This window comes from Methanoregula sp., assembly GCF_028712425.1.
GTDB lineage: Archaea > Halobacteriota > Methanomicrobia > Methanomicrobiales > Methanospirillaceae > Methanoregula.
In genome coordinates this window covers 91,056-106,029 of record NZ_JAQTQD010000003.1, presented here as the reverse complement: position 1 = coordinate 106,029, position 14,974 = coordinate 91,056, and the positions used below count along the sequence as shown (strand labels likewise).

18 protein-coding genes and 2 tRNA genes are annotated in these 14,974 nt (G+C 54.5%); 16 read left to right on the top strand and 4 right to left on the bottom strand.

Features of this window, described 5'->3' with window-relative positions:
* The first annotated feature begins 39 nt into the window (after positions 1-39).
* The 13 genes from PHF39_RS02450 to PHF39_RS02390 all read left to right on the top strand — a co-directional run bounded on the left by PHF39_RS02450 (position 40) and on the right by PHF39_RS02390 (position 10,367).
* Positions 40-1,173, top strand: a complete 1,134-nt coding sequence (locus PHF39_RS02450; protein WP_300219813.1) for a glycosyltransferase — start codon at positions 40-42, stop codon at positions 1,171-1,173.
* Between the two features lie 80 nt (positions 1,174-1,253).
* Positions 1,254-3,848 carry an oligosaccharyl transferase, archaeosortase A system-associated gene (locus PHF39_RS02445; protein WP_300219811.1) on the top strand — a complete coding sequence of 865 codons (2,595 nt, stop codon included), beginning with the start codon at positions 1,254-1,256 and terminating at the stop codon, positions 3,846-3,848.
* A gap of 93 nt (positions 3,849-3,941) precedes the next feature.
* The gene (locus PHF39_RS02440; RefSeq protein ID WP_300219810.1) at positions 3,942-4,235 is read left to right on the top strand and encodes a DUF2098 domain-containing protein; all 294 of its coding nucleotides are present in this window, start codon (positions 3,942-3,944) and stop codon (positions 4,233-4,235) included.
* Positions 4,236-4,491: 256 nt separating this feature from the next.
* Entirely contained in the window at positions 4,492-5,727 is a 1,236-nt protein-coding gene (locus PHF39_RS02435; protein ID WP_300219808.1) for a translation initiation factor IF-2 subunit gamma, read from the top strand.
* On the top strand, positions 5,691-6,107 hold the full coding sequence (locus tag PHF39_RS02430) for a PIN domain-containing protein (protein ID WP_366144158.1): 417 nt from the start codon (positions 5,691-5,693) through the stop codon (positions 6,105-6,107). Before PHF39_RS02435 ends, PHF39_RS02430 begins: the two co-directional genes overlap by 37 nt.
* 8 nt (positions 6,108-6,115) lie before the next feature.
* Positions 6,116-6,757: a DNA-directed RNA polymerase gene (locus PHF39_RS02425; protein WP_300219806.1), complete on the top strand. Its 642-nt coding sequence runs from the start codon at positions 6,116-6,118 to the stop codon at positions 6,755-6,757.
* The gene (spt4, locus tag PHF39_RS02420; protein WP_300219804.1) at positions 6,741-6,947 is read left to right on the top strand and encodes a transcription elongation factor subunit Spt4; all 207 of its coding nucleotides are present in this window, start codon (positions 6,741-6,743) and stop codon (positions 6,945-6,947) included. Before PHF39_RS02425 ends, spt4 begins: the two co-directional genes overlap by 17 nt.
* Positions 6,947-7,438 carry a GTP-dependent dephospho-CoA kinase family protein gene (locus tag PHF39_RS02415; RefSeq protein ID WP_300219802.1) on the top strand — a complete coding sequence of 164 codons (492 nt, stop codon included), beginning with the start codon at positions 6,947-6,949 and terminating at the stop codon, positions 7,436-7,438. The genes spt4 and PHF39_RS02415 overlap by 1 nt, the downstream gene beginning before the upstream one ends.
* Positions 7,439-7,480: 42 nt before the next feature.
* Complete coding sequence (locus PHF39_RS02410) at positions 7,481-7,834, top strand: 30S ribosomal protein S24e (RefSeq protein ID WP_366144151.1); 354 nt, start codon at positions 7,481-7,483, stop codon at positions 7,832-7,834.
* 2 nt (positions 7,835-7,836) lie between these two features.
* Positions 7,837-8,019, top strand: a complete 183-nt coding sequence (locus PHF39_RS02405; protein ID WP_300219799.1) for a 30S ribosomal protein S27ae — start codon at positions 7,837-7,839, stop codon at positions 8,017-8,019.
* A gap of 9 nt (positions 8,020-8,028) precedes the next feature.
* Positions 8,029-9,609, top strand: coding sequence for a bifunctional N(6)-L-threonylcarbamoyladenine synthase/serine/threonine protein kinase (locus tag PHF39_RS02400; protein ID WP_300219797.1), 1,581 nt, complete (start codon positions 8,029-8,031; stop codon positions 9,607-9,609).
* Positions 9,606-10,160: an XTP/dITP diphosphatase gene (locus tag PHF39_RS02395; protein ID WP_300219963.1), complete on the top strand. Its 555-nt coding sequence runs from the start codon at positions 9,606-9,608 to the stop codon at positions 10,158-10,160. Before PHF39_RS02400 ends, PHF39_RS02395 begins: the two co-directional genes overlap by 4 nt.
* 60 nt (positions 10,161-10,220) lie before the next feature.
* Positions 10,221-10,367, top strand: coding sequence for a 50S ribosomal protein L40e (locus tag PHF39_RS02390; protein ID WP_300219795.1), 147 nt, complete (start codon positions 10,221-10,223; stop codon positions 10,365-10,367).
* 477 nt (positions 10,368-10,844) lie between these two features.
* Here PHF39_RS02390 and PHF39_RS02385 read toward each other — a convergent pair whose 3' ends face one another.
* Positions 10,845-11,495 (bottom strand): putative phosphothreonine lyase domain-containg protein, encoded by a 651-nt coding sequence (locus tag PHF39_RS02385; protein ID WP_300219793.1) that lies wholly within the window; start codon positions 11,493-11,495, stop codon positions 10,845-10,847.
* Positions 11,496-11,620: 125 nt separating this feature from the next.
* On the opposite strand from PHF39_RS02385, the gene htpX reads away from it, so the two are divergent.
* The 3 genes from htpX to PHF39_RS02370 all read left to right on the top strand — a co-directional run bounded on the left by htpX (position 11,621) and on the right by PHF39_RS02370 (position 12,757).
* Positions 11,621-12,505: a zinc metalloprotease HtpX gene (htpX, locus tag PHF39_RS02380; RefSeq protein ID WP_300219791.1), complete on the top strand. Its 885-nt coding sequence runs from the start codon at positions 11,621-11,623 to the stop codon at positions 12,503-12,505.
* 103 nt (positions 12,506-12,608) lie between these two features.
* A tRNA-Gly gene (locus PHF39_RS02375) sits at positions 12,609-12,679 on the top strand.
* Between the two features lie 4 nt (positions 12,680-12,683).
* A tRNA-Val gene (locus tag PHF39_RS02370) sits at positions 12,684-12,757 on the top strand.
* Between the two features lie 94 nt (positions 12,758-12,851).
* Here PHF39_RS02370 and PHF39_RS02365 read toward each other — a convergent pair.
* The 3 genes from PHF39_RS02365 to PHF39_RS02355 all read right to left on the bottom strand — a co-directional run bounded on the left by PHF39_RS02365 (position 12,852) and on the right by PHF39_RS02355 (position 14,883).
* Positions 12,852-13,544: a transglutaminase domain-containing protein gene (locus PHF39_RS02365; RefSeq protein ID WP_300219789.1), complete on the bottom strand. Its 693-nt coding sequence runs from the start codon at positions 13,542-13,544 to the stop codon at positions 12,852-12,854.
* A gap of 188 nt (positions 13,545-13,732) precedes the next feature.
* A complete protein-coding gene (locus PHF39_RS02360) occupies positions 13,733-13,948 on the bottom strand; it encodes a hypothetical protein (protein ID WP_015286823.1) in 216 nt (71 codons plus the stop codon).
* A 293-nt stretch (positions 13,949-14,241) separates the two neighbouring features.
* Positions 14,242-14,883: a hypothetical protein gene (locus PHF39_RS02355; RefSeq protein WP_300219785.1), complete on the bottom strand. Its 642-nt coding sequence runs from the start codon at positions 14,881-14,883 to the stop codon at positions 14,242-14,244.
* Between the last annotated feature and the right edge of the window lie 91 nt (positions 14,884-14,974).

The window sequence follows — 14,974 nt, the reverse complement described above, 5'->3', positions numbered from 1 at the left end:
GATTTATTCTGAAATAGGAACCATACATTATCCTGTTTGATGAAGATCCTCCTTGTTTCCACCCAGGATTATATCCATCATCCGGTGCCCTCCCGGCATCATTACATATTCGAGGAGCTGGCAAAGCGGCATGAAGTGCATGTTGCACACTTCCATGTCAGCAGGGATGCCCCCCGCCCAACCCGGCTGGTTGTGAAAGATGCCTCCCTGTTACCCTTGAAAAATCCCCTGCTGCACTATACCCTCAACGCACCGTACCACTTTTACATCTTCAACAAGATCGTCAGGGAGGGAAAGTACGATGTCATTGTTGCAGCCAATATCCTTGCCGGGTCTGCAGTAATCCATGCTGCAAAAAACCATCACGTTCCGGTGATTTTTGATCTCAAGGACTGGTTCCCGGACTCTGCCGCTGCCTATTTTAAGGGGCGGATCATCCAGGAGGTCCTCCGCAAATGTGTATGGGCCGTGACACGGTACAATCTCTCACACAGCACTACCATCAGCACGGTCTCACCTTCCCTTGTCGAGAAACTGGCAGGTTTCGGATTTTCTGCACATCTCATTACGAACGGGGTTGACACGGAAATTTTCAAACCATTGGATGGGAATCCCGCACGGCTGGAACTCGGGATTGATCCTGATGACTTTGTCATCGGCTTCTCGGGGAGTGTTGAGCGTTGGTATGCAATCGATGAGATTATCCGGGCACTTCCGGCACTCGTAGAGTACCGGAAAAAAACAAAACTCCTCATTGTCGGGGGATCCCTCTTCACCGATTACCACGAGGAGCTCGTCCGGCTGGCGCAGGACCTTGGCATCTCCTCACAGGTAATCTTCACCGGGACCAAACCCTATCATGAACTCCCACGGTACATTGCCTGCATGGATGCATGCACCATCCCGCTCCTTCCAACGCAGTGGGGGGATATCGCTCTTCCCAATAAGTTCTTCGAATACTCTGCGTGCGGAAAACCCATTGTCATGCGGCCGATGCGGGATGTCGAGAGGATTGGGGGGCCGCACCTCTCAGTTTACCGTACCCAAGGAGAGTTCGTCAATCTCATTCAATACCTTATGGAACACCCAGCAACCTATTCGCTGGATCTCGCACAGCACAGCTGGAGGGAAAAATCCCGCCAGTTCGAAGAGATCCTGAAAACGATCACCTGATACATTCATCCAAAATTTATTAATGGTCTCTCCCGAAACCAAGTAAGGAAGATAGGTTGATAGGAAGATAGGTTGATTCCATGATATCCCTTGATCTCAAAAACCGTCTGACCTGGACGATTCTCGTTCTTGTTGCCTTTTTTTCCCTCTTCGCTCTATGTCTCCGGCTGCTCCCCCTGCTGAACATGGGGGACGTAGATATCCTCACCCTCGTGGCAAGCGATGACCCCCTCTACAACCTCCGGCAGGTGGAGTTCCTCCTCGCGAACAATCTCCAGTACGGGTGGTTTGAGCCGATGACCCAGTACCCATTCGGGACATCGATCTATTGGGGCCCGCTCTTCCCGCTCACCGTGGCCATCGGCTGCCTGATAACCGGTGCATCAACCCGTCCCGAGATCATCCACATCCTCCTCATCGTCCCGCCCCTGATGGGTGCAGCCACCGTTGCCATCATGTATTATGTCGGAAAGGTCTGCGGCACCTGGAAGACGGGGTTACTCGCATCCGGATTTACTGCGATTGTTGCCGGTCAGTTTTATTACCGGTCCATGTATGGGTATGCTGATCACCACATTGCAGAAGTCCTTTTTTCTGTGATATTCTGCCTGTTTTACATGTATTCGGTGTTTTCCGAGAAGGACACCAGCGTTGACATCCGGGATGTAAACTCGTATAAAAGTACCCTTCTCATCGCAGCTCTTACAGGCGTTGCCTATCTGCTCGGCCTCTTTGTGATGCCAACAATGATCCTGTTTGCGATGATTGCCGGCATTTTTACTGTAGTCCAGCTCATCATCGATTCGAGCCGCCAGAGAACAAGCGAATACCTGGTTATCATCAACACGGTAGTCTTTAGCATTGCAATCATCGGCCTCCTCCTTTTTGGCTTAAAAAACCCGGGCCTTGATCTGTCAACCTATTCACTGGGCCACATCCTCGCATATCTTGCCCTCATCGGAGGGTCAGTCTATCTATACACACTCCAGAAATATCTGAAGTCACGTCCATGGTATTATTTTATCTCCGCGGTCGCTGCTTCTGCAGTGCTGGTGGCCATCGTATTGTTCTTTGCCAGCCCACAGCTCTATTCGCTCTTCGTCTCTGCATTGTATGCCTTCTTCGGTCAGGCTGCGGTGACTGAAACCGTTCAGGAGGCCCGAGGCTGGAGTTTCAATGGTGCATGGATAACGTTCGGTTACGGGCTCCTCCTCATGGCAGGTGGAATCCTCGTCATGCTCTACAACAATTTCCGTCATGAGCGTCCCGAACAGGTCTTCGCTATTATCTGGTCGATCGTGATGCTCTTCTCCACGTGGCAGCACATCCGGTACGAATATTATCTCGCGATTAACATAGCGCTGATGTCGGGCGCATGTGCAGCATTCATTTTCGAGAAGAGCTGGCCGGACATAAGAAAACTCCTGTCAGGCGCTGTATCCCCCGGTCCCACGGACCAGAAGACCGGGGGGGCGGATAGTGAAACTCCGGGCAAACAGAAAAAGCACAAAAAGGCCGGAAAAGCTCCGGCCGCCAGATCCGGCGTACACTACGTTCCCCTTGCTGCAGTAGTCTTGGTTATCGGGGTTGCACTCCTCTTCATCCACTCCTCGGTTTCAATGATGTATACCAATGGATTAAGCCACGGGACGGACATGAACCCGGACTGGAAAGAATCTGCAGAATGGCTGGTGAACAATACGCCCGATACCGGAGTCGGGTATCTCACTGCATATGACAGGGAGACATTCCAGTATCCCGACGAATCCTATGGTATCATGTCCTGGTGGGACTACGGCCATATCATCACAACTGTTGGAAAGCGTATCCCCAATGCCAATCCCTTCCAGCAGGGTGTGGCGGGAAGCAATGGTTCTGCTGCCTATTTCATGTCCCAGTCAGAAGACAACGCAAACAGGATCGCTGATTATCTCGGGACACGCTACATTATCACCGATATCGAGATGGACCAGGGAAAATTCTGGGCCATGGCGACCTGGTACAATGCAACAGATGCCGCAGGCCCGTATTACGAGAACCTGTTTGTGCCAACAAAGAACAACGGATTTACCTTGGCTCTCCTCAATAAGCAGCCATATTACCAGACCGTGATATCCCGGCTCCATAACTTTGATGGATCCCTTACTCCTGCCTCACAGAACGTATATTACACGGTCTACGCGGATCCGAGTATCACCGGGCAGAGCATCCCGGTAGTCACTGACGCCGTCCTTATGGATCCCGTTTCCGCACAAGAGAAAGCCCAACAGTACAACAGTAATCCCCAGCCGGGATATCATGCTGCTGTTTACAGCGCGGATCTTCTCGCTCCCATCGACACCGTGCCAGCATTACACCACTATCGCCTTGTCCACGAATCGCCCACCGATGTGGCAACATCGGACGCGATTGATCTGAAATACGTGAAAGTCTTCGAATACGTGAAAGGCGCTCACATCAAAGGAGAAGGGATCATCGAGGTCCCGCTCGTTTCCAATAATGGCAGGATCTTCACCTACCGGCAGGAGAGCGTGAACGGGGAGTTCATTGTTCCCTATTCAACTTCCGACAATCCCTATGATGTGAAGGCCACAGACAGATACAGGATTTCCGGTACCACGCGGGAATTTGATGTACCGGAATCAGCAGTCATGCAGGGACTGACCATACAATAACACCTTTTTGAACATCCAGCAACGAGTTATCTGGCATCTGTTTCCCGAACGCGTTGTAAAAAACCTTATATCCCCAAATACCCATTTTCTCGTATGCTTGCAGAAGAGATGACACTGGGAATGCGGGTACGGTACCCGCGGACGGGCACTGCCGGCAAGGTCCTCCGTATCGAAGAGATCAGGGGTGTCTCCTTTGCTGAGCTGGATTCCACGAACCTCCTCTACCGCGTCGATCAACTGATACCTGCAACGGTCACAGACAGAACAACCACCACGGCCCGCGAGGATGCAAAGGAGATCATAGCCCGCGAGCGTGAATACGCGGCAGGCAGCGAATTCCAGGATTCGCTCAAGAATATCGACCAGAGTTGTGAAGGCGGGGGATAATCCCCACTCCTTTTTCCCTGGATGCTGCAAAGGACTGACACGTACTGTTTTTCCCGATCCCTTCAGGAGAATTATCTTTGGTTGATAGTATCCTGCAGGTACTCTGATAACGTGAACCGGGACAGCTTTTTCCATCTGTTTGAATCACGGGGAACCGGGAAAAAACCTCACAAACAAGCACCGGATACCTGCCCCGTTTCCACTGGTTACGTATAAGTAGGTTTGGCCTATATAGAATAAGGAGGTTCGATTTCATTTGCACGATGTGACAGTTCCCAGTGTGAATATCGGGGTTGTCGGTCATGTTGACCATGGCAAGACAACGCTCGTCAATGCGCTCACCGGGATGTGGACAGATCGCCACAGCGAGGAAGTGAAACGGGGTATCTCTATCCGGCTTGGATATGCTGATACCACATTCTATCGCTGCGAGCAGTGCGAAGGCACCGATGCTTTCTCCACCCGTCCCGAGTGCCCGGTCTGCGGGGGCACGGGGACACCCTTCCGTTCCATTTCGTTCGTCGATGCACCGGGGCACGAGACCCTCATGGCAACCATGCTCTCGGGTTCCGCGCTGATGGATGGGGCGATGCTTGTCATTGCGGCGAGTGAGAAGTGCCCGCAGCCCCAGACCAAGGAGCACCTGATGGCGCTGGAACTGGTCGGGATCAAGAGGATTGTCATCGTCCAGAGCAAGATCGACGTTGTCAGCCAGAAAGAGGCCGTGGACAACTACAACGAGATTAAAAAATTCGTGAAGGGAACCATTGCGGAAGATGCACCCATCATCCCGGTTTCATCCCAGAAAGGGATCAATATGGGGGCACTCGTGCAGGCGCTAGATGAGGTAATCCCGGTGCCTGAACGCGATCCCGAAGCTGAACCGGTGATGCTGATCGCCCGTTCATTCGATGTGAACAAGCCCGGGTGCAACTGGAAGGACGTGAAAGGCGGTGTTGTCGGGGGGTCTCTTATCCGGGGCATCCTCCGCGCCGATGAGAAAATCGAGATCCGTCCAGGAAGGCAGACACAGGTCGAGAACAGAATCAAATGGATTCCCATTACAACAACCATCACATCAATCAACGCCGGATCGAAGATCGTCGAGACTGCAACCCCCGGCGGACTGCTCGGTGTGGGTACCAGGCTTGACCCGGCGCTGACAAAAAGCGATGCCCTTGCCGGCCAGGTCCTCGGGCACGAGGGAAAACTTCCCCCGGTCTGGGACAAGATCCGATGCAGGGTGACCCTTATGGAGCGGGTTGTCGGCGCCACAAGCGAACTCGTCATTGAGCCGCTGAAGCATTCCGAACCGTTGATGCTATCCGTTGGGACCGCGGTCACGGTCGGTGTTGTTACAAACACCAAGAAAGACAGTGTCGAAATACAGCTGAAACGACCCGTCTGTGCTGAGATCGGCTCAAGGATCGCTATCAGCCGGCAGGTGGGAGCACGCTGGCGCCTGATCGGGATGGGTGTTCTGGGAGAGTAACAATTCTCCTTGACGCCAACGCACTAATGATGCCGGCCCAGTTCCAGATCGATCTTTTCGATGAGATCAGGAACATTCTTGGCGGGTTCGAACCCATCGTACTGGCATCGGTGATGCATGAACTGGACGGACTTGCACGGGCAAAAGGCCGCAACGGGGCTGCCGCACGCATGGGACTCGCGCTTGGGGAGCGGTGCACGATAGCGGATACCGCTGCCCTGCAGCCAATGCCGGTTGATGAGCAGATCATTGATTATGCTGTCCGGAATAATTGTACCGTAGTCACGAACGACCGAGGATTGAGAGAGGCTCTGCTTGCACGCGGGATTGGGGTATTATCTATGAGAAAACAGAAGAAACTGGAACTATTGCGGAGATGAGGTGAAGGATGTATCACAAACTGATGCTTGAAGACAAGGTCCGGGTCCCCCCCCAGAGACTGGGGGAGAATCTCGAAAAAGTGATCCTTGATGTCCTCCAGGAGCAACTTGAGGGAAGCATAGACAAGGAGATCGGGATCTTTATCTGCGTCACGAAAGTGACGGATGTCGGGGAAGGGGAACTTGTTCCCGGAGACGGCGGGGTCTACTACGATGTGAAGTTCGAGGCACTGGTGCTCCGGCTCGCCCTCCAGGAAGTGATTGAAGGGGTTGTTGTCGAGACCACCAGCTTCGGTGCGTTCGTCAGCCTTGGCCCGATCGATGCCATGCTGCACGTAAGCCAGATCTCCGATGAATACATCAACTATGACGAAAAGAACGCCCGGCTGATCTGTCAGGAGTCCAAGCGCTTCATCGGCGTAGGCGATGTTGTCCGCGTCCGCGTCGTGACATTATCCTTGAACGAGCGCGAGCCCCGTGACAGCAAGATCGGGCTGACCATGCGCCAGGCAGGCCTCGGCACTGCACTCTGGCTTGAAGAGGAGATGGAGAAAGAGAAAGAAAAGTCCGGACAGTCTTCCGGCCCCGGAAAGGAGAAGGGGGCCGAGAAGGTGAGGGGAAAGAGGAAGGAGCATGCCACCGGCGAATAAGAAGAAACAGGGAAAAGTCTGTCGTGACTGCCACCGCGTTGTCGATGGCGAGAGCTGCGTTGTCTGCGGCATCTCAAACTTAAGCGAAGACTGGTCCGGCTACCTGGTCATTATTGACCCGGAGAATTCCGAAGTGGCCAAACGCATGAATATCAAGCTCCCCGGCCGGTACGCGCTGAAGGTCCGCTGATGCTTACCCTCCCCGAAGAGCACCGTAAGCTCTTCAAGGATCCCTTTGGCGAACTCTATCGCGAGATTACGGATATCCTTCCCCTTCTCTCGCAAAAAACTGTTTTTACCGTTGGCGACGTGGTAACCCACAACCTCCGGAAAGCGGGGATAACACCGGCAGTCGGGATTATTGACGGGTACACGATGCGTTCGCCCTGTAACCGGGCATCTGCGGTATCCGGTGAATCCATCTGCGTGAAAAACCCTGCAGGCACGCTCACCGACGAACTGGTTGCGGCAATCGAATATGCTGTGGAACACCCGCCACTCACGATACTTGTCGACGGTGAAGAGGATCTCGCGGTTATCCCGATGGTTCTTGCCGCCCCGCTCGGGTCTGTTGTCCTCTATGGGCAGCCAAACGAGGGGGTAGTCCTCCGCACGGTTACACCTGGTGCCCAGGAAACTGCACGGGCGTTTCTTGAACGGTTTGTCCGTTCTGAAGGATAGTCTTTTATCATTACAATCCTTTGCAGTGATTCCCTTTTCAGCATGACTGGCGAAGGTCATGTTTTAAATAACCCGCTTTCCAATAATTACAGGATATCGATGGACTTTGAGATCACCAGCGATAAAAGAAATGAACTTTTATCCAGAAGAGAGGTTCAGTTTACCCTCAAATACGACGGAGCTACCCCCTCCCGTATGCAGATCATCGGGAAACTCTGCGCTCTGCTCAATGTAAAAGAGCATCAGGTCACCCTTGACACTCTGCACAGCAGCTTTGGCAAGACAGAACTCACCGGCTCCGCCCGGGTATACGAGAGCGAGGAGAGCCGGAACAAGACCGAGCGCCCGCATCTTGCAGCGCGCGGCATGCCCAAGCCCAAGGAAGAGGCTGCATAATCATGGCAGCAAAGAAGGCGGCAGCCTCGAAGGCCCCCAAGAGAGGTGCATACTTCAAGGTCGAGGGTGCAAAAGTCACCACCGAAAAGAAATACTGCCCGCGCTGCGGACCCGGTGTCATGATGGCAGACCACAAGGACCGGGCCACCTGCGGCAAGTGCGGATATACTGAATTCAGAAAGTAAACATCAGCAATGCCTGTTTTTGGGCAGATACTGGGGATTGAGGGCACGGCCTGGAACCTCAGTGCCGCTCTTTTTGATCACGATCTTGTTTCTCTTGTTTCACGGCCATATCGTCCCGTTTCCGGGGGTATCCACCCGCGTGAGGCTGCACAGCACCATGCCTCCGCAATGAAAGAACTGATCGCTACGGTCCTAACAGAGCCAGCCAAGGTTGAAGGAATAGCGTTCTCGCAGGGGCCGGGACTTGGCCCCTGCCTCCGGACGGTTGCCACCGCTGCCCGCTCACTCGCCCTTGCCCTCGACGTCCCGCTCGTAGGGGTGAACCACTGTGTCGCCCATGTCGAGATCGGGTGCTTTGCCACCGGCTGCAGGGATCCCATAGTCCTCTACGCCAGCGGGGCAAACACCCAGGTCATCGGGTACCTGAACGGGAGATACCGGATCTTTGGCGAAACGCTGGATGTCGGGATCGGCAATGCCCTCGACAAGTTTGCCCGGGCAAAGAACTTCCCGCACCCGGGCGGCCCGCATATCGAGGCGCAGGCACGGGAAGGGACGTATGTCGACCTCCCTTATACCGTGAAGGGTATGGACCTTGCGTTCTCCGGTCTTGTCTCGGCTGCAAAAGATCATAAGGCCCCGCTGCCCGATGTCTGTTACAGCCTGCAGGAGACCGCTTTTGCTATGTGCGTTGAAGTAACAGAACGGGCACTATCCCTCACAGGAAAGAACGAGGTGCTCCTCGTCGGGGGCGTCGGTGCGAACCGCCGGCTGCAGGAGATGCTCCGGGTCATGTGCGAGGACCGCGGTGCCACATTCTTCGTTCCCGAACAGAAATATCTCGGGGATAATGGTGCAATGATCGCCTATACGGGAAAACTGATGCTGGAGAGCGGAGTGTCATCCCCGGTTGAGTCCTCCCGGATCAATCCCTCGTTCCGCTCGGATGAGGTTGAGGTCACCTGGAAGAGGGATCCTGCAGCAAAAGATACCCTCACCAGTGATGCAGGTGCGAAGCGACGCGGGGCAGAAGCGATTATCACCTTCCATGAGGGGAGAGCAGAGAAGCACCGGGTCTCCAAACGGTACCGTGTGCCGGCACTGGACAGGCGCCTGATAACAGAGCGGATCCGCGCAGAGGCACGGCTCATCCATGCTGCACGCAGGGGGGGCGTGCCGACACCCATAATTTCCGATATTACCCCCGATACGATTGTCATGGAGCAGGTTATGGGAATCCTGCTGACTGAAGACCTCTCAAAGGAAAACCTTCAGGAAGCCGGCCGCGTCATCGGCCTGCTCCATAGTGCAGAGATCATGCATGGCGACCTCACGACGAGCAACCTCATCCTGCGCGAGAGCGACAGGAAATGCGTACTCATCGATTTCGGCCTTGCGCAGGCAACGAGCGAGATCGAGCAGCGGGGCGTGGATATCCATGTCCTCTTCCAGACGCTCGAGAGCACCGCGCCTGAACGCGCTGAATTGCTGAAGGCCGCGTTCATCACAGGGTACAGCGGGACGTTTGCCCGGGCTCGTGAGGTCATTGCCCGCGAGCACGAGATTGAATTGCGGGGGAGATATCTCTGAAGATCGCGGTCGTGACGGGGAATGCGCACAAGGCCGCAGAGGTTGCCGCGTTCTTCCATGGCACTGCGGAGATCACCCACATCTTTCTCGACTTACCCGAGCATCGTTCCGATAATGTGGGTGAGATTGCCCGGGGTAAGGCCGGGTATGCGTACGAACAGCTGAAGACTCCCCTCATCGTGGATGACACGGGATTTTTCATCGATGCACTGAACGGTTTCCCCGGCCCGTATGCGGCCTACGTACTGAACACGATTGGGAACAGCGGCGTCCTGAAGCTGATGGAGGGGCGGGAAGATCGCACTGCCCGGTTTGTCACGGCCATTGCCTTTGCCGATGAGAACGGCGTCCGTGTCTTTAAAGGGATTATCGAGGGCAGGGTTGCACACGCCCCACGGGGAGAGGGCGGTTTTGGCTACGATCCCATCTTCGAGACGGGAGAGAAGACGCTTGCAGAGATCCCTCTTGAAGAGAAAAGCCGGATATCCCACCGGGCACGGGCACTCGCTGCGTTTCACGGCTGGTTTGTACAGGAATACACTACTTCCTGAAACGCAAACGGTTAATATGTCTTACAGCTTTGTTATAAGGGCAGACAGGAGTGTTCAATAATGGTCAAGTTCCCTGAAGCCGAGGCACGGCTCCTTAATGTGAAAGTATGCATGCACTGTAACGCACGCAATGCAATCCGCGCAACCACCTGCCGCAAGTGCGGCTATGCAAACCTGCGCCCCAAGAACAAAGAGCGCAAGGCGTAACCGTTCAACCCAATATTTTATTTCCCTTTTTCGCAGCTATCGTTACTGGTGCAGGCGCATCATTACACCTTTTTTCCCAATCCCCCGGTTCTTCAGGGAGAGGCTCCGGTAAATCCGGGCGAAGGGGGGATACCTACCCCCCACAGTACGAGGCATCCCCCCGCCCGCCATTTTAAAAATTGGAGAGGGGGACCCCTACCCACCCCTCCATACCCGGGAAGGGGGACTACCCCCGTCCCTTGCACTGGCAGTGACAGATATTCGCCTGAACCTGCCGACGGAGGCCTGGTATCCGGATAATCCGGGAAAAGAAAAAAGGGAGGGGTAGCTACCTCTCCCCTCATGGACGGGGGGGTCCCTAGCACCGGTTCCGGCCCGAAAGAGGGGGAGGGATGGGTACCCCTCTGCTGTTGATTGCCCGGATCTGATCGCGGGTATGACTTTCTTATGAGACGCCGTTCCGGGAGGGAAAAATGGTCATGCGGAATAATACGTAACCCGCTTGCCCTTGGATGCGTACTCCCCGGCAAAAGTCTCGATATTGCGCTTGTACCCGATGCGGTCGACAAATCCCAGTTCCCGGAGTTTTTCCCGGACCCGCATTACATCTGCCTCATCGGCCCAATCCTTCGTGTAAACGTAGATGACCTTCCGGTTGTCCCGCGAATCGGGATTGGGCTTTGCAGTGCTCACCTTGGCCGAGATCCCGAGCTCATGGGCAACCGTTGCATCTCTTACCTTCTTCCATGCCGCATCAACGGCATCCGGCTCCTGGAAGATCAGCCATTTGCCGGCGTTCTCGTCCTCGATCGCTTCAGGAGCACTGCCGGGGGCATCCAGCACAATCCAGTACATCTGCGTTGTTTTCGTGGGGATCACCCCTTCCCCATCACAGAGCATCCGGTATACCGTGCCGACATCGGAGAACCGGGCGAGCATCGCTTCAGCCAGCTGCGGGTATTCCTCCCGGAACTTCGAGAATATATCGCCAAGGTCCGCGGTAAAATCGGTTCCGCTCTCGACCAGTGCATACAGGTACTTCCCCTTCTCCTGCAGCCCGCGGTTCAGCAGGTGCTCGAAGATGCCATATGCCACATCTGCCAGTGCTTCGGGATCTGCTTCAGCCATTGGTACCACAAACGATGTTGGCTAAAAAATAGGTTTCTGTATTTCTCCTGCACCTGCGGTTAGCATTTCCACAAATTGCACCTGTCGATTGATTTATGAGTGCGCGATAGAAACATGTACTAACTATGGAATGGAAACGCGACTGGGGCTTAACTGCCAGGGTCTGGTTCACGGGACTGCTTTTGCTCCTGCTGTATCTCGTATTCATGACCATCCTCCTCGCATTCGGCGTGAGTGCCTGGTTCATTGTCCTGATTGCCGTCGGCATGGGACTGGTCCAGTACTTCTTCTCCGACAAGCTGGTGCTCTGGAGTACCGGGGCCAAAATTGTCGAGGCGGATGAGCGCCCCGAACTGCACATGATGGTCGAGAAACTCTGCAGGGAGGCCGACCTGCCGATGCCAAGGATCGCCATCATGCAGAGCCCGGTGCCCAATGCTTTTGCTACAGGGAGGAGTCCGAAGCACGCGGTTGTTGCCTGTACGGACTCGATCATGCGGCTCCTGAACAAGGATGAACTGGAAGCCGTGCTCGCCCACGAGCTCTCGCATGTCAAGAACCGCGACATCCTGACAATGACCCTCGCCAGTTTCATCGCCATGATTGCCTCGATGATCATGCAGAGTTTCTTCTTCTCTGCATTGTTCGGCGGCAACAACCGGGAGAATGGCGGGGCATGGATTATCATCTGGATCGTCTCAATCATCGTGTACGCCACCAGTACTCTCCTGATCCTCGCACTCTCACGGTACCGCGAATTCGCCGCAGACCGGGGAAGCGCCCAGATCACCCGGAACCCCCGGGCGCTCATCTCGGCACTCAATAAGATCAGTGGAAGAATCGATGTCGTTCCCCCGGAAGCAAAGGCAAAGGTAGAGGGGGCAAACGCGTTCTTCATCATTCCGGCGCTCTCAGGAAATTCCATCATGGAACTCCTTTCCACCCACCCGCCTCTCGAGAAGCGTATCGCCAACCTCCAGAAGGTTGAGGCAGAACTCCGGGGCTATTAACCGCCATCTTTTTTCTTCGGGTTATCCCGGATTTCCTGCATGGGCGTTTGTCATACAGTGACAATCCTTAATACACCTCCCCGCCAAAATTGTAGAGCACAGTGCATCGATGGTCTAGAGGCATGACTTAGGCCTTCCAAGCCTATAGCCCGGGTTCGATTCCCGGTCGATGCATTTTGGGCTCGTGGTCTAGTTGGCTATGACGTCGCCTTCACACGGCGAAGATCTCGTGTTCGAATCACGACGGGCCCATTGCGTTTTTCCCTGATTTTTCCCAATCTGCAGACCGGAGAGGACGCAAAAACCATCATCAAGGGAGGTGACCTCCGTCACGCTCCCTCATGGGTTATTCCCGCCTTACCTGTTCGAGCCATGCGTCGAATGCCGGGTAAAACTGCCCTATGCGCCTGATCTCACCTGGTGAACGTATCCCGGTCTTCTGCCGATAGTAGCGCACCTGGTTATCTTCGTCCCGGTGATCCTCCTCCCCGTCAAGGGGACGGAACGCAGAATCCTCTTCCCGTCGGCACGGTTCATTGGTTGCCGTGCGACAATATGCGGTCCGGACTGCTGACCGGAGCGGTTTTACCGCACACCGCGTTTCAGAGAGCCCGTCCCAGTGCCCGTTGACGGGAAATCCGCCTTTTTCAAGAGCCGGGTCCCATGTCGCATCCACCAGTACCCAGTGCCCGTTGATCCGGACCCGGCAGGCAAGATGATACGCGACCGGCACCGCAGCTGCAAGTGCCCGGAGATCGGGAGGATACCGGAGATCCGGATCATTCCAGAGAAACGGGAACGTGGCAAAAACAACTTCGAGGCCCAGTTTCCGAAACATTGCCGCGAGAAGGTAGTGTTTGGGGCCACAGTATCCTTTCCCTGCAGACAGGATCTCTTCCGGTGCGGTGTCGGGTCCAGTCATCCGGACCGAAAGCGAATAGGGGATATCCCGGATATGCTCGAAGACTGAGATCCTGCTTTCCCGTGGATCAAGCCCGAGCGTCCATTCCCGAAAAGATGCATCAACCAGCGTTGACATGGTTCATCCGATCTCAAGAATCCTGCTACAATCCACATTCCCGCCGGGATTCTTCAAACTTGGGATTGCTGGCTGCACGAAAAAAGTGAATACGGGGACCCATCGAGAGAATCTCCCCCACAGGTCAAATGTATGAGCAGGGCCACCGGATGTTCCGGCGGCCGTGCGTGCAAAAGGAAAAAGTGAGATTATGCGTTCTTCATCTTTGCCTTGGCGACAAAGCCGTCCTTGCCGATGTAGTACATGTAGCCCTTTTCCTTGGCTACCTTCTCAGTTCCGACTTTCTTCTTCTTGCCGGACTTGTTGTGCTTCATCGGGGCTGCCCAGACGTACCCGTCCTTGCCAATGAAGTAGAGGTATCCCTTTTCGCGCTGAATCTTTTCTTTTCCAATTTTCGTTCCCATTTAAACACCTCAAAACCGCAATCGGGTTTTGATAATGAGAGTTGCCGCCTGTTAATATAAAAAGTTTCCGTCGAAAGCCCGTCGAAGTCCGGATTTTAGCCACATATTTAAGGCGTTTTTGGTCATTCTGGCGCATTATTTCCTCCGTTTTAAAACCTTCAAAATTTCGCCCGTTTCGCCAGAATCGCCCTTTATCTTTGCAGATTGCCTGTTTCTGCACCCGGATTAACCGGATACAGAAGCGCGGCACGGAGGGGGATTGTTTGGCAGGATTGCCGGGGGGTGCGGCAGGATCAGCCAAGGTTCATGACCGGCTGGATCCGGGCCGGGGCCATCCGGGGAAGCGTCAGTGGTGCCGCAACGCCATCAGGCTGGAGGATAACCGTGAACTGCCCGTACGGTTGGACGCCTGTTGCGGGACAGAGAGTGATCTCGAACTGTTCATTTGGTTCCAGCCATTCATCAGAGTCTGCAGTTCGTCCGGGGAGCATATTGTATTTGTTCGAGATCGTCCAGTTCGGGCAAACCAGCACCTGCGGAGATGTTTTCCGGAGTGTTTCAGATGCGTGATCCTGGCTCCAGGAAACCCGGACCTTATCCAAATCGATTGCCCCGGTATCACCGATAAAAAGAGAGACCGTAAAACGAACTACTCCTAGCTGCTTTGAATCTTCCCTTACCGTCATGATACGGAGAGGGCCTGTTATCCTGCTCATCATCGGGAATCCATACACATTACCGGTTGTCCGGATGTGATCGCCGGATATATACGTGCTTTCCGCAACAAGGCCTCCGGGAAACGAGCGCAGCGGATTCGGGATTCCCCCGGGAAGAACCATCAGGACAAGGGCAGCACCGGCAATTACGACACCAATCAGGATGACGATTCCCAGACCGGTGAGCGCCTCCTCTGTGCATTCACTTCCCCGTGTCATACCTGATCGTTTCAGGAGAAGGGGCTTATATCTATGCCGGCACTGTACCTGCAGTATCCTGTTTTATCGTCATTCAACCCCTAATAGTACA

Excerpts from the sequence above, each read along its gene's own strand:
- PHF39_RS02450 (WP_300219813.1), top strand. The coding sequence starts at position 40 with ATGAAGATCCTCCTTGTTTCCACCCAGGATTATATCCATCATCCGGTG.
- PHF39_RS02445 (WP_300219811.1), top strand. The coding sequence starts at position 1,254 with ATGATATCCCTTGATCTCAAAAACCGTCTGACCTGGACGATTCTCGTT.
- PHF39_RS02440 (WP_300219810.1), top strand. The coding sequence starts at position 3,942 with ATGCTTGCAGAAGAGATGACACTGGGAATGCGGGTACGGTACCCGCGG.
- PHF39_RS02425 (WP_300219806.1), top strand. The coding sequence starts at position 6,116 with ATGTATCACAAACTGATGCTTGAAGACAAGGTCCGGGTCCCCCCCCAG.
- spt4 (WP_300219804.1), top strand. The coding sequence starts at position 6,741 with ATGCCACCGGCGAATAAGAAGAAACAGGGAAAAGTCTGTCGTGACTGC.
- PHF39_RS02415 (WP_300219802.1), top strand. The coding sequence starts at position 6,947 with ATGCTTACCCTCCCCGAAGAGCACCGTAAGCTCTTCAAGGATCCCTTT.
- PHF39_RS02410 (WP_366144151.1), top strand. The coding sequence starts at position 7,481 with ATGACTGGCGAAGGTCATGTTTTAAATAACCCGCTTTCCAATAATTAC.
- PHF39_RS02405 (WP_300219799.1), top strand. The coding sequence starts at position 7,837 with ATGGCAGCAAAGAAGGCGGCAGCCTCGAAGGCCCCCAAGAGAGGTGCA.
- PHF39_RS02400 (WP_300219797.1), top strand. The coding sequence starts at position 8,029 with ATGCCTGTTTTTGGGCAGATACTGGGGATTGAGGGCACGGCCTGGAAC.
- PHF39_RS02390 (WP_300219795.1), top strand. The coding sequence starts at position 10,221 with ATGGTCAAGTTCCCTGAAGCCGAGGCACGGCTCCTTAATGTGAAAGTA.
- PHF39_RS02385 (WP_300219793.1), bottom strand. The coding sequence starts at position 11,495 with ATGGCTGAAGCAGATCCCGAAGCACTGGCAGATGTGGCATATGGCATC.
- htpX (WP_300219791.1), top strand. The coding sequence starts at position 11,621 with ATGGAATGGAAACGCGACTGGGGCTTAACTGCCAGGGTCTGGTTCACG.
- PHF39_RS02365 (WP_300219789.1), bottom strand. The coding sequence starts at position 13,544 with ATGTCAACGCTGGTTGATGCATCTTTTCGGGAATGGACGCTCGGGCTT.
- PHF39_RS02360 (WP_015286823.1), bottom strand. The coding sequence starts at position 13,948 with ATGGGAACGAAAATTGGAAAAGAAAAGATTCAGCGCGAAAAGGGATAC.
- PHF39_RS02355 (WP_300219785.1), bottom strand. The coding sequence starts at position 14,883 with ATGACACGGGGAAGTGAATGCACAGAGGAGGCGCTCACCGGTCTGGGA.